Below are 12,756 nucleotides of genomic sequence, written 5' to 3' on the forward strand. Positions count from 1 at the left end.
GTGTATGAAGAAATATGCGTTAATTTATAATCCGGTATCTGGTGATGCTAAGTTTAAGACCAGATTGGATGAAGCAATAGAATACCTGCAATTATCCGGCGGCATCGTATTGCCTTTTCGTACAAGGGTTAAGGGAGATGTCCGCTCTTTTATCCATCAGGCCAAGGAGTTTGCCACAGACGGGTTTATTGTGTCCGGTGGGGACGGTACGGTACACGAGGTTATTAATGCCATGTTAGCAGAAGCTGTTGATGTACCACTGGGGATTATCCCCAGTGGTACTTGCAACGATTTTGCCAGCCATTTGAGTTTTGGTAGAGAGTTGCCCCGCTGCCTGAGCGCCGTAACCGGCGGTTTTTGGCGTACGGTAGATGTCGGCAGCGTAAATGGCGAGTACTTTCTTAATGTAGCCAGTGCAGGTCTGTTAACCTCGGTGGCTCATAGTGTGGATACGACACTAAAAAACACCCTGGGACGAATGGCGTATTATCTTAAAGGACTTGGTGAATTACCCAGCTTCCGCTCTTTGCATGTTAAAATAACGGCCGATGGTCAGGTCATCGAGGATGATATCCTGCTGTTTTTAATTATGAACAGCGGTATGGTTGGCAGTTTCCCAACCCTGGCACCAGAAGCCAAAATTGATGATGGTAAACTGGATTTATTAATCGTCAATAAATGCAGCATTTCTGAACTTATGGGTTTATTTATTAGTATTTTTGCCGGACGTCACACCTCCAGCAGCCACATCCGGCATTTGCAGGCATCCGATATATATATTGAAAGTAATGAGCCGGTGGAAAGTGACCTGGATGGTGAAAGGGGTCCATTACTACCGTTGTCGATTTCGACAGTCACCAATAGATTAAAGGTGTTCCGGTTATCTTGATTACAGGATTACTTTTTGCCAATTAACGGGCACAATAGTTTTAAGGCCTGAATGATACAGGCGAAGTTGCTTTTAGACAAGGGGGATTTTATGCGTTCAACAACACTATGCCTGCCAGTGCAAGGCAATCCAGCTGAGCGTATTTTGCTGGGAATGAAGAAAACCGGGTTTGGCCGCGGTAAATATAATGGTTTCGGCGGAAAAATTGAAGATGGTGAAACCCCGGAGGCTGCTGCTGTGCGTGAATTGGCTGAAGAGTGCGGGATAGTGGCCGCAGAATCCGATCTTGAGCCGGTAGGAAGGCTGGTATTTACGTTTCCGGCCAGGCCTGAGGATGATCATGATGTGCAGCTCTATATTATCCGCAAATGGCAGGGACAGCCGGCAGAAACGTCTGAAATGAAACCAGTATGGTTTGCTGTGGGTGATATTCCCTACAATGAGATGTGGGCTGATGACAGCTATTGGCTCCCAGCTGTACTTAAGGGTAAAAAGGTTTCCGGAGAGGTCTATTTTTCTGAAGATAACGAAGAGGTGGATGGTATTACCATTCGAACAGAGTAAAAATTAAGAGTAAAAGCATTGACAGACAGCCGTAACGTTTGCTATACTTTGCTACAAATACATAATAAATCATCGATGACCAGGAAGAGTACACATGGCCGGAGAGCCACAGCGAGCCAATGGTAGTGGGAGTTTGGCGCTACTCAGCATGTCGAATGGACCTGGGAGATACAGTCTGAGCCGCTTTGCGGGGTAGGCACTGTCGGGATTCTTCCGTCGTTATCAGGAAGCGGGTATCGGATATTTTTATATCCCGTACTTTGAGCCGGGCCAATTATATTTGGTCAATTAGGGTGGCACCGCGGGTATAATACCCCGTCCCTTATGTCGTGTTAAGCACGGTATGAGAGACGGGGTTTTTTGTTTTTCCTGATACCACAGTCGATTACTAACAACAAAGATAAAAGGAGGAGTTAACGTGGAAACCAAACAACAGCAACAAGAGTTAGTTACCATTAAAACTGGACAGGAGGGGCGGTTTCGTTGGGTGGCGGTCACGGCGTTGCTCCTGGCGATAGGTGTAATTTTGAAGATTGTTACCCCGGCCATTGGCGGTATTACGCCTAACTGGCTTATTGCGATGTATTGTATTGCGATAAATTTGACTCGGGTGAATTATAAGCAGGCTGCCGGTATCGGTTTAGTGACAGGAGCTATCTCAATTCCCATTTCCAAGGCGGCGCTGCCTTACGCCAACTTTGCCAGCGAACCGGTAGGTGCAGTGTTGTGTGCGTTTATAGTACATTCTTCGCTGAGCCTGAAACTAGGTGGTGTAAATTTGCGTCCGGCGATAACGGCCGGTATTAGTACCGTGGCCAGTGGTTTTACTTTTATCACAATACTCAAAGTGGTGTTGTCCTTACCCATGGCTGTGTATCTCTACGGTATGCTGCCTGTAGTACTGATGGTTGCCGGTATTAATATGGTTATTACTCAGGTACTGTATGCTCCGGCGCAGAGAATGTTCGGCGGCAAGGAGGAGTAGGAAGGTGACTGTTGAATTTGAAGACTTTTCTTACGCCTATCCCCAAAGCGGCGTAGTGCTTGATAAAGTAACACTGACTATTCCGCGCGGTTCTTTTACCGTCATCACCGGGCCCAGCGGGGCAGGCAAGACTACACTCGCGTTGGCGATTGCCGGTGTTGTGCCCCACTATTTCGGAGGTCGCCAGGGCGGCTGTGTGCGGGTTGGTGGAACCACTACCTCACAAACCAGCATGGGTGAACTGGCCGCTCAGGTAGGAACTGTGCTGGCAGACTACGAAAGCCAGCTGGTTGCTATGACGGTAGCCGAAGAAGTGGCATTTGGGCTTGAAACCTCCGGGCTGGGCCGCACGGAGATTATCAGACGAGTCGGCCAAGCATTGGCTAAGGTGGGGTTGGCCGGACTGGAAGACCGGGAAGTAGGCGGGCTGTCCGGTGGCCAAAAACAGCGGCTGGCCATCGCGTCCGTGTTGGTTATGTCTCCAGATATTCTTGTGCTGGATGAACCTGCTTCGGCGCTTGATCCGGAAGGGGCAGCAGGCATCTATCAATTGCTTCATGAGCTAAATCGCCAGGGAAAAACCATCATTGTTGTGGAACACCAGCTGGCGCGGGTACTGCCATATGCGACGCGGATTGTGGTTATGGATAACGGCAAACTTACCTTTTCCGGTACTTTGTCCGAGACATTAGGGTATATGTGGCAGCAGCCAGAACTTCAGCAAGGGGTGCCGACGCTATGGGCAATTAAGTTTAAGCTGGAGCAGGAAACCGGATTCAAGTTAGGTATTTGGCAGTCTGAGGCTCAGGCTGCCGCAGAATTAAAGAGTATTATGCGAGCATCCTCCGAGGGAGTGGTGAAAAGTGCCTGAGATATTGCTGGACATTAAAAATATTATATATACTTATGGCGATTACCGGGCACTGGATAAAGTCGACTTTGCTGTTGCCGCCGGTGAATTTGTGGCAATTGCCGGCCGGAATGGCAGCGGCAAAACCACTCTGACACGCTTGGCTATGTCGTTAATCAAGCCGACAGGCGGACATATTTACTTCCAGGGAGAGAATACGGCGACAATGACGCCTGCTGACATGTCCCGAAGTATTGGTTATGTGTTTCAAAATCCTGATAGGCAGATTTTTCAGGGCACGGTAGAGAAAGAAGTGGCCTATGGTCCGGAACAATTGGGATTTTCACCCGATACCGTCAAGGAAGCCGTGCGGCAGGCGCTCAATATGACGGGCTTAACCGAATTGGCAGGAAATTTTCCCCGGACGCTAAGCCGGGGCCAAAAGCAGAAAGTAGCTATTGCTTCGGCGATTGCCATGCGGCCACAAGTATTGATTCTCGATGAGCCGACAAGCGGTCAAGACCCGTGGGAAGCACAGAGTCTTATGGATCTATTGACAAAGTTAAATACGCAAGGAATAACGATTATTCTGGTTACACATGATATGGAAATTATTTCGCAATACACGGCTCGGGCTGTTGTGCTGGAGCAAGGACATAAAGTATTTGACGGCACACCCGCAGAATTATTTAACGGTAACCAGCCGATAAAAAAATGGGGACTGGTGCCGCCGGCCGCTGTAGCCTTACGCCAAGAGTTAGGAAGTCTGGCTAGGCAGGATGAAAGCAACCTTAGTGATTTGCTTGGCTGTTTGCTGAAACAAAGGAGTGAATACAATGCCTAGGCTGGCCCCGCTTACAAAACTTATTCTAACTGCTGCTGTGTCAATGTGGGCGTTACTCATTCCCAATCTTACCGGTCAGGCTGTTTTAGCCGGCAGTCAATTACTGTTGCTGGCGCTATACCGGCCAGCCCCAAAGCATTTTAGGGCGGTTGGCGGTTTGGCGATATTTGCTGTAATGTTAGCTGGAATGCAGTACGTTTTTGGCAGTACTGTTGAATTTTCTTTGATTACAGGCCTAAAGATGTTTGCGATGTCGTTAATATTTGTTTTTTTACTAGCAACTACCAGGCTGCAGGATATAACGGCGGCATTGGTAAGCCAGTGCCGGATACCGTATGAATATGCATTTATGTTTACTTCCGCATTGCGGTTTGTCCCTGATTTTCTCGAAGAAAGCCGGGCTGTTCGCGAAGCGCAAGCCTGTCGCGGTTATGTGTTTTGCGGCAGTCCACTAAAACGCCTTAAAGATTATGCAGCCATTGTTGAGCCACTCGTCTTACGCGCTGTTTCCCGGTCTGAGACTATGGCTATGAGCCTTGAACTAAGGGGATTTGGCAGCAGGGGGCGGCGGCAGTTTACTACCGATGTTGCGCTAAGAAACGTTGATTATATTACGTTTTTGGCGATGCTTACGCTTACGATTGGTTTGGCAATGAGATAATAGTAAAGCTGACGTTCGGCAAATTAGGGCGTCAGCAAATTTTTTATTAATACTTGGAGGAAAAATGTATACATAGAAGAATATAATACCAAATATCATTCACTGATTACTTTGTGTGCATTGGCCCTCCTATTTTAGGGAACAATTTTAAAATGCCAAATTATTGAAAACAGAGAGGAGTCTCGAACATATGGCTGTAATTAATGAAAATTACCTTAAGTTGCCCGGAAGCTACTTATTTGCTGAAATAGCAAGGCGCGTGACAAAATTTAAAGAAGACAATCCTACGGCCAACATCATTAGACTGGGAATTGGTGACGTAACCAGACCACTGCCTGAAGCCGTAATTAAAGGGTTACATGCTGCTGTTGACGAAATGGCTAATGCTAAAACCTTCCGTGGTTATGGGCCGGAGCAAGGCTATAGTTTTCTTATTGAAAAGATTATAGCAACCGACTTCGCAACTCGTGGTGTATCGCTGGATGTAGACGAGGTATTTGTCAGCGACGGATCTAAGAGCGATGTAGGTAATATTCAGGAGATATTTGGAATAGATAATGTAGTTGCCATTACTGACCCTGTATATCCGGTGTACCTGGATACAAATGTTATGGCCGGACGAACTGGCGAGTTAGCTAACGGCAAATTTGCCGGTGTTACCTATCTGACCTGCAATGCCGAAAATAATTTCACGCCAGCCCTGCCTAAAGAACGTGTAGACATGATTTATCTATGTGTTCCTAATAACCCGACAGGAACTACATTGTCTAAAGAAGAACTGAAAAAATGGGTTGATTATGCAAAGGCCAATGGATCCATCATCCTATATGACGCCGCCTATGAAGCGTATATTCAGCAGAAGGATATTCCCCATAGCATTTATGAAATTGAGGGCGCCAAAGAGGTAGCCATCGAGTTTAGATCTTTTTCAAAAGTTGCCGGATTCACCGGTACTCGCTGCGCGTATACCGTTGTGCCCAAAACCGTGATGGCATCTACCAAGGACGGTAGTCAATATCCCTTGAATAAGATGTGGAACCGCCGTCAGACCACCAAATTTAATGGTGTACCGTACATTATCCAGCGTGGCGCTGAAGCTGTTTATACGCCGGAAGGCCAGCAGCAGATCAAGGAGATTATTAGCTACTACATGGCTAATGCCAAGACTATTCGTGATGGCTTAAAAAGCGTCGGCCTTGATGTTTATGGTGGGGTAAATGCGCCGTATATTTGGCTGAAAACCCCTAAAGGCTATGACTCCTGGGCGTTCTTTGATAAGCTTTTGAACGAAGTCAATATCGTTGGTACACCTGGTGCCGGTTTTGGGCCGGCTGGAGAAGGCTACTTCCGTTTAACGGCATTCGGCAGCCAGGAAAGCACGCAAGAAGCCATTGAAAGAATTAAGACTAAGTTAAGCCTATAAATGAGACTTGATTCAGATGGGGGGTTAACCCCAACTGAATCTTAGTCGAATTATCCAGGGACTTAGCCGTTCTTTACTCCCGCCTGCAGAGGACGGGAATATTAGAACGGGTTAGTCATCGGATAAAGTGATGTTTGTTATTGGATTAAAAGTAACGGGACAAAGTACAGTTCGCTTTTGCGCGAAGTACTTTGTCCTTTTCTATTATTAAAACAAAAAAATTAGTCATACTTCTATTTTTTTCGTATGCCTGCTATGCCTGAGGGAACACTACATAACAACACTACGATTCTGGAGGTGGGTACTTGATAGATTTATACTCACGGCTGATTCGCCACAGCGGTAATCAAAATTTGTTTCGGGTCATTGAAATGTCAGTCGCGGCGATCGTAAATGAACGCCCTTTTCATATACAGGCCGAAGGGCCCCGGGGTACTGGCAAAACTACTATTATGCGGGCAGCACGGGCACTTTTGCCACCGATTACCCGAATCAAAGACTGCTTGTACAACTGTCATCCAGCGGTTCCCCATTGTCCGGCTCATCGAAATTTATCGCAGGAAGCTATTGCAGCGTTAGGGGTAGAGCAGGTTCCCAGGCCCTTTTTGGAAATATCGCAAGCAGCTAAGCTGGGAACTGTTGTTGGCAGTATAGACCTTGCTAAACTGACAAGTCCGGCTGATCAACTGGCTGCACTCTTGCCTGGTACCATTCCCCAGGCGCACCGGGGCATTATTTTTATTGATGAAATTAACCGTCTTGCCGATACAGCACCGGAATTGGCTGATGTTCTTTTAGACGTGATGGGGACAAGACCGGGAAGGGTGCAAATTGAAGAGCCGGGTTTACCGGTAGCAGAACTGCCAGTTGCTGTAAGCATCTGGGCGGCGTCCAATCCTGACGAAGACCCGGGGCCGCTTCGTCGAATTCGAAAACAGTTGTCAGATCGGTTTGATGTAGCAGTGACCATGGGGCGGCCTGACAATTTCCGGACAGTAGCTGCTATTTTAGCAGGGCAGACCTATGAAACGCAGGAAACGGAAGTGCTGTCAACAGCTAATTTGCCACTGTCAGGACGGCTGGAGGATATCGAAGTAAGTCAGGAGGTACGGGAACTGCTAGGCAAAATCTATCTGGAGTTTGGCTTGGAAAGTCTGCGAAGCATCACGGCCATGGAGACGGCAGCTTGTCTTACCGCTATGCTGGACGGCCGAACAGTGGCCGGTATTACTGACCTTGCACAGATAGCGCCGTTGGTTTTGGCTCATAGAGTCAGTCCGGACGACCTTGTGGCGATACAGAGTTACTTATACAAGATGCTATACGGCCAAGATTCCATGGTAGCAAGGAAAAAGACGCCCCCGTCCTTAAAGGAAAGGCTTTTTCCGGCAAATTTCTGGGCGGCTGTGATAACACGGGCCGCGGCCTTGATAAATAAACGGGGAGGTTTACCAGGCAAAACCGGGAAAGGGGCAGCAGGTGAGCAAGAGACAGCACGTATTGTCGACCCGCTTAATACTACCATTGTTGCTCCTCCTAAACCAGCCGTACCGCTTGCCCGTTTACCTGACGAACAACTTGTGACAAGGAGCCGTAAGCCTCATGGTTGACAGCCTGGCTGGCAGCCTCAAGGATTTGCCACTGACTCGGCTGGCTCAGGTGGCCGAGGTTATTGGCCAAGTGTTTGCAGCCGGAGAAGGGATGCGGTTAGGCCAAAGTGCGGTCTTAAGTACCAAAGTTCATGCGTTTGCTTCTCGCAGGCCGGAGTTTGTGCAAATATTTAATGCCGATGCAGGAAAGGTTCTGTATAACCGGTCAAATAGCGGAGAAATTTGTCATTTGGATATTTTTCACCAGTGTGCCCAGGTAGACCACCGATTTGTTGCTTACTATGTGTATCAGGCTATCGGCAAATACAACAGCCTGGCTGACCGGCAAATAGAGTTAGCCTGCGCGGGGATTGTCAATCCTGATTTTGTTGATATTCAAACAGCCGTTGGCGGCGGACGGATAACCGGCAGTTTACATGGTGGACAAAAGCTGTCGCTGCGCCGGGTGCACGAAAACCATGTTCATATCGCTTTACGTCTGACGGCAATAGACTACATGTGCCTGTTTTATATAGTAGCTGCAGTTGAAGCGGCGCTTGCCGATCAAGGGGTAGAGCTTAGATGTAATGAAGGTATTTTCTATGTAGACTCGCCTGAGTTTCAGGCAGAACTGAGCTCTTACTCTGATCAAACCGATTCGCTGCTTGTCGGCAGGCAGCTAGCAACAGAAAATTGTCAGACTGGTTCTCAAACTGGAAACTTAGCATCACAGGAGGTTGGTTCGCGGCAGACTATCATTCCCACCGGCGCTACTCCGTTAGCTATGGGGCTTCAACATTCACTTGCTTATCTTACAGCGCAAATGCCCCAGAACCCACTGCTCGTACTGATTACCGATGGTATACCCAGCTTTCGGTATGGGGAAATGATAAGTTCGCTGCAGGATGCGTTGACGGCAGCCGCTGAAATAAGACAAGCCAATTGTGGTTTTTTAGGTATTGGTTTAGATGAAAATAACGACTTTTTAAAAGAGTTGGCGGCTGCGGCAGGCGGAAGTACCTATTTATTTACGGATTTATAAACGAAATTTGATAAGTAAAAATAGCGGCTTGTTGTTTATGATCCTGATAGAGGCTTCCCGCATATTGATACCCCTGCCGGCAGCAACCAGCAGGGGTATTATATGTGCGAAAAGCGCATTTAATTATGGGCAGGGAAAGTTTAAAAACTTAGCTTAATATCAACTTTTAAGGCTGAGGCTAACTCCTGGATAGGAACTAGCACGGTTTCTTGTTGTTTGTAAGGTGCATTGGCGAGGTTCATTGTTTTGCCATTTACTAGCATAACCGCTCGCCCTGCAGTGAGGGCAGCTTTGTTTTGCCCATATGTATAAGTATATGTTTCACCTGTTTGCCCGAGGCTGACACCCAAAGCGTCTGCGGCTGAAATTGCGGGCAAAAACAGATTTTTGGTTTGACCTGTTTTTACAATGGCTGCTGGAGCGGGGAGAACTATTTTACGGTCATTGACAATAATATAGGCGGCGTTACTTTTTGCGCTAATTTTTTTGGTAGTATTAATTGTCTTAGGGGCGAATGTGTCAAATAGTGTTTTGGCAATGGCGTTTTCCACACTGTAGTATGGATTGGCGTCGGTCATATTGCCACCGTTCATCATAAATATTACACCGAGTTTGCTGTCAGGGTCATAATAAGCATCGCTCGACAGGCCATAGGCCTCACCGGAATGCCCAATTAGGCGTTTACCGGGGACTAGATCATCGGTTATATGGAAATTCAGCCCTTTTTGTTTATAGAAGCCATCCATGCTATTACCAAACCACTGCATACTGTGCATCAGGTCGGCGGTATCCGCTTTGAGAATACGAGTGCGGTTATACCTACCCCCGTTCATGTGGGCTTGCATAAACTTTGATAAGTCAGTAGAACTGGTGCGTAAACCTCCAGCCGGTGACCGGCCCAGAGCGCTGCCAAGGGGGGCGGAAAAGGTCGCTGGTTTGGGCTTGCTGCCCTGAAAGTCATCTTTGGTTGGCCGGAAACTGGTAAGTTGTTCATCGGGACGATATAGGACGGCGATGTTTTGCCAGTTCTTGAGGTCGGCTGGTTCAAAACTGGCATCCATATTGAGTGGATTGAAGATATATTTGCTGCAGTATTTATCAAACGGCATGCCGGAGATTTTCTCAACAAGAGAGCCGACGATGCCTGTGCCAAAATTGGAATAACTAAACTTTGTACCGGGAGCATAGTCGGAGAAGGTTTCGGCTGTATAATACTGTCCGTCGGGAACAAGCATATCTTTTATATCGATTTTACGCAATAGATCGGGCGTTTCTTCGACAATGCTGTAGTAGGCACCGTTATCAGTAATACTGGACGTGTGAGTAAGCAGTTGGCGGAAGGTAATTTTACTATTGGGGAAATGGGGGTTTCTGACCTTATAGCCAAGATAATTACTGATATCATCGTCCAGATCGAACTTGCGTTGTTCATAAAGCTGCATAAGGGCGGTTGCAGTAACCATTTTTGAAAGTGACGCTACCCTGAAGAGTGTGTCTGAGGTTACCGGACGGCACGTTTCAAGATTGGACCAGCCGTAACCATTGCTCCAGACCAATTTATTGTCTTTGAAAACGGCGGCAGATAAGCCGACAATTTTATATTGTTCCATAGTAGATAGTAACTGCTTATCAAGTGTTGTCGGTTTTGCCAGCTGTTGATAAGGGGGCAGAATACAGTAACCAGGCGGGTTTTCTGGCTGATTTGCCCAAAGGGGCTGCGGCAACAATCCGCTGGTTAGGGTTACACAGGCTAGCGCAAGCGCCGCTTGTTTAAAAAAACGGATAGAAAACATGGGATATCCTCCTTGCGAAACAGTAACATGCAGGCTTTCGTTATCATAGGGGGGCCGTCCTGCCTTCTGGATAGTTTTCTTAGGGCTTGATAAATAGGTGGTTGTAAAAAAGCGTGTTATTTATAATGCTAATGGGTTGTGGTCCGATACCCAAATCACAAACAAGTTGTTTATTTTGGCCGTTGGCTGTAACTCGGTATAGCGCGTGATTGGCAGAAGCGTTGGTATAGTAAATGTACCCGTTTGTGTAATTGATAAATCCGGCTTTGTCATCTGTCAATTTGGTTTTATTTTTGCCATCAAGGCTAAGCGAATAAAGCTTTTGGCCGTCACTGTAATTACTATAATAAATGGCGTTATCTGCTATAGCCATGAATAATACGTGGTCTTCAGTAATTTTACTGCGTTGTGTGCCATCCAACCGGATACGGTATATTGTATATCCGTCAGAAGCGTTAAGGTAATATACCCAATCGCCTAAAACCTGCAGGCTTTCCGCATTGTCATTACATAGTTTTTGAGGCAATCCGCCAGCCAGAGGCAGTTTGTAGATAGCTTTGTCTTGAGCGGAGAGGTTACTCCAGGTTATATATACAAGAGAGTCGCCGGCAGCAGTCAGTTGGCAGACGGGTTCGTCGGTTAGCTTACTCTTTTCTGTGCCGTCAAGGGTAAGCCGATAAAGCCGATGATTGTCCGACCAGTTGCTGTAATACAAATATTTCCGGGAAATAGTTAAATTCCAGGCTTCATCATCGGCTAGCAGGACTGGGGCTGTTTCGCCCGGATGTAGCCTAAATATTTTTTCTCGTCCGTCAGCATAAATGTCTCCCACCAGATCAAGGTAATAGACGCTGCCGGTGGCATCGGTTACTGCTAACCCGTTATTCGCTGTATTCGCATTATGTTGGGCCGGGGTTGTTGAAGCATAGGACGTGGTATTACCCAGATATAAGGCAGCCGATAGCAATAGGACAATAAAAAATATTTTTTTTATCATGGTTGGTTTCCCCCTACTGTGAGGCTGGAAATAGCAAAGTATTTCTCGGTTGCTTGAAAAATGGCTTGGGCAGCTTCATTACGATATATTCGCTGGGACAGCATTTTAGCATCCTGCGGGTGCGGCATCATGGCTGTTTCGACGATCACGACCGGAACCCAGGAGGAGTTTAACAGTACTAAACCTGGACGGTCTTGCAGGGGATATTGATGAATATGAAGTGAGCCGGCCACTTCGTCAGCTATGAGTATTGCCAGTTCTTTGGCTGGTTTTGGGGCGGCTGAATTGTATAGGGCTGTTGTACCACGATATAGTTTTTTGGCTGCATCAGGCATATCTTCGGGCATAGAATTGTTGTGAATCGAAAGCAAAATATCAGCATTCAGAATATTGGCGGCATCCGCGCGATCGAGCAGGCTGGGATTGCTGTCATCGGTTCTGGTCATATATACATCATACCCATGATTGACAAAAAGGTCGCGGCATAGCAGCGCTAAATCAAGGTTGAGGTCTTTTTCTAAAAGAAAGTTGCTGGTGGCGCCTAAGGCGGTACCGCCATGACCGGCATCAAGTACTATCGTTTTTGCGGGTATTTTCCCCATGTCGGCAAAGCTAACAACAACATAGGTACGAAAGGTAATAGTATTATCCGGATTGATCATGCGCTTGCGCTTTACCGTAGTGATTTGCGGCTGGGTGAGACGATCATTGTAAGCAGCAGTCAAGGCAAGTTCATTTTCTTTATCTGCTAGTGCGATCTGAGAGAGGCGTGAAGAGGGGGTTACCTTAGTATAGAGGTTTTTGTTGCTTAGTTCGGGTAAGGCCTGCTGGCCGGAAATAGTGATTGCTATGGAATTGGTCTGTGTTTTTACGCGATATTGTGGCTCTAGCCTATAAGACGAAGGATCGGGGATGTCGGCAGCCGGTAGGCAGGTTTCAACAGCAACTGCAACAACGTCCTTGTGTTCTAAGTGGAAATACTTGAGGTCGCTGATGACGGTTGTTGGTTGTGTTATTTCCGGTGATTTTGCCGTTGTGGACAAAGGGCAAAACAGCATAACCAAGCTAATGGAAGCGGCAAACAGGGACATGAATATCGGCATGATGTTACACCTCATT

General features: G+C 47.1%; 12 protein-coding genes and 1 other annotated feature. Of the genes, 9 read left to right on the forward strand and 3 right to left on the reverse strand.

Translation table 11 applies throughout. The features are described 5' to 3' along the window. Positions 1–4: 4 nt before the first annotated feature. From SRRS_RS00290 to SRRS_RS00330, 9 genes are all read left to right on the forward strand, one after another. Positions 5–889, forward strand: a complete 885-nt coding sequence (locus SRRS_RS00290) for a diacylglycerol kinase family protein (protein ID WP_371365163.1) — start codon at positions 5–7, stop codon at positions 887–889. A 90-nt stretch (positions 890–979) separates the two neighbouring features. After that, positions 980–1,453: an 8-oxo-dGTP diphosphatase gene (locus SRRS_RS00295; RefSeq protein WP_371365164.1), complete on the forward strand. Its 474-nt coding sequence runs from the start codon at positions 980–982 to the stop codon at positions 1,451–1,453. A gap of 66 nt (positions 1,454–1,519) precedes the next feature. After that, positions 1,520–1,779 (forward strand) — a binding site (T-box leader). A gap of 92 nt (positions 1,780–1,871) precedes the next feature. Continuing rightward, positions 1,872–2,438: a tryptophan transporter gene (locus SRRS_RS00300; protein ID WP_371365166.1), complete on the forward strand. Its 567-nt coding sequence runs from the start codon at positions 1,872–1,874 to the stop codon at positions 2,436–2,438. Between the two features lie 4 nt (positions 2,439–2,442). Next, a complete protein-coding gene (locus tag SRRS_RS00305) occupies positions 2,443–3,309 on the forward strand; it encodes an energy-coupling factor ABC transporter ATP-binding protein (protein WP_371365168.1) in 867 nt (288 codons plus the stop codon). Continuing rightward, positions 3,302–4,132: an energy-coupling factor ABC transporter ATP-binding protein gene (locus tag SRRS_RS00310; RefSeq protein WP_371365169.1), complete on the forward strand. Its 831-nt coding sequence runs from the start codon at positions 3,302–3,304 to the stop codon at positions 4,130–4,132. The genes SRRS_RS00305 and SRRS_RS00310 overlap by 8 nt, the downstream gene beginning before the upstream one ends. Next, positions 4,125–4,793: an energy-coupling factor transporter transmembrane protein EcfT gene (locus tag SRRS_RS00315; RefSeq protein ID WP_371365170.1), complete on the forward strand. Its 669-nt coding sequence runs from the start codon at positions 4,125–4,127 to the stop codon at positions 4,791–4,793. The genes SRRS_RS00310 and SRRS_RS00315 overlap by 8 nt, the downstream gene beginning before the upstream one ends. A gap of 190 nt (positions 4,794–4,983) precedes the next feature. After that, positions 4,984–6,216 carry an LL-diaminopimelate aminotransferase gene (locus SRRS_RS00320; protein WP_371365172.1) on the forward strand — a complete coding sequence of 411 codons (1,233 nt, stop codon included), beginning with the start codon at positions 4,984–4,986 and terminating at the stop codon, positions 6,214–6,216. Positions 6,217–6,521: 305 nt separating this feature from the next. Further along, positions 6,522–7,826, forward strand: a complete 1,305-nt coding sequence (locus tag SRRS_RS00325; RefSeq protein ID WP_371365173.1) for an ATP-binding protein — start codon at positions 6,522–6,524, stop codon at positions 7,824–7,826. Continuing rightward, complete coding sequence (locus tag SRRS_RS00330) at positions 7,819–8,847, forward strand: hypothetical protein (RefSeq protein WP_371365174.1); 1,029 nt, start codon at positions 7,819–7,821, stop codon at positions 8,845–8,847. Before SRRS_RS00325 ends, SRRS_RS00330 begins: the two co-directional genes overlap by 8 nt. Positions 8,848–8,987: 140 nt before the next feature. Here the strand turns inward: SRRS_RS00330 and SRRS_RS00335 are convergent, their stop codons facing one another. From SRRS_RS00335 to SRRS_RS00345, 3 genes are all read right to left on the reverse strand, one after another. Next, the gene (locus SRRS_RS00335; protein WP_371365176.1) at positions 8,988–10,640 is read right to left on the reverse strand and encodes a serine hydrolase; all 1,653 of its coding nucleotides are present in this window, start codon (positions 10,638–10,640) and stop codon (positions 8,988–8,990) included. Positions 10,641–10,719: 79 nt separating this feature from the next. Continuing rightward, on the reverse strand, positions 10,720–11,637 hold the full coding sequence (locus tag SRRS_RS00340) for a DUF5050 domain-containing protein (protein ID WP_371365177.1): 918 nt from the start codon (positions 11,635–11,637) through the stop codon (positions 10,720–10,722). Beyond that, a complete protein-coding gene (locus SRRS_RS00345) occupies positions 11,634–12,740 on the reverse strand; it encodes an N-acetylmuramoyl-L-alanine amidase (RefSeq protein WP_371365179.1) in 1,107 nt (368 codons plus the stop codon). The genes SRRS_RS00340 and SRRS_RS00345 overlap by 4 nt, the downstream gene beginning before the upstream one ends. Positions 12,741–12,756 lie beyond the last annotated feature (16 nt).

Source organism: Sporomusa rhizae (assembly GCF_041428845.1).
Taxonomy (GTDB): domain Bacteria; phylum Bacillota; class Negativicutes; order Sporomusales; family Sporomusaceae; genus Sporomusa; species Sporomusa rhizae.

Excerpts from the sequence above, each read along its gene's own strand:
- SRRS_RS00290 (WP_371365163.1), top strand. The coding sequence starts at position 5 with ATGAAGAAATATGCGTTAATTTATAATCCGGTATCTGGTGATGCTAAG.
- SRRS_RS00295 (WP_371365164.1), top strand. The coding sequence starts at position 980 with ATGCGTTCAACAACACTATGCCTGCCAGTGCAAGGCAATCCAGCTGAG.
- SRRS_RS00315 (WP_371365170.1), top strand. The coding sequence starts at position 4,125 with ATGCCTAGGCTGGCCCCGCTTACAAAACTTATTCTAACTGCTGCTGTG.
- SRRS_RS00320 (WP_371365172.1), top strand. The coding sequence starts at position 4,984 with ATGGCTGTAATTAATGAAAATTACCTTAAGTTGCCCGGAAGCTACTTA.
- SRRS_RS00330 (WP_371365174.1), top strand. The coding sequence starts at position 7,819 with ATGGTTGACAGCCTGGCTGGCAGCCTCAAGGATTTGCCACTGACTCGG.
- SRRS_RS00335 (WP_371365176.1), bottom strand. The coding sequence starts at position 10,640 with ATGTTTTCTATCCGTTTTTTTAAACAAGCGGCGCTTGCGCTAGCCTGT.
- SRRS_RS00340 (WP_371365177.1), bottom strand. The coding sequence starts at position 11,637 with ATGATAAAAAAAATATTTTTTATTGTCCTATTGCTATCGGCTGCCTTA.
- SRRS_RS00345 (WP_371365179.1), bottom strand. The coding sequence starts at position 12,740 with ATGCCGATATTCATGTCCCTGTTTGCCGCTTCCATTAGCTTGGTTATG.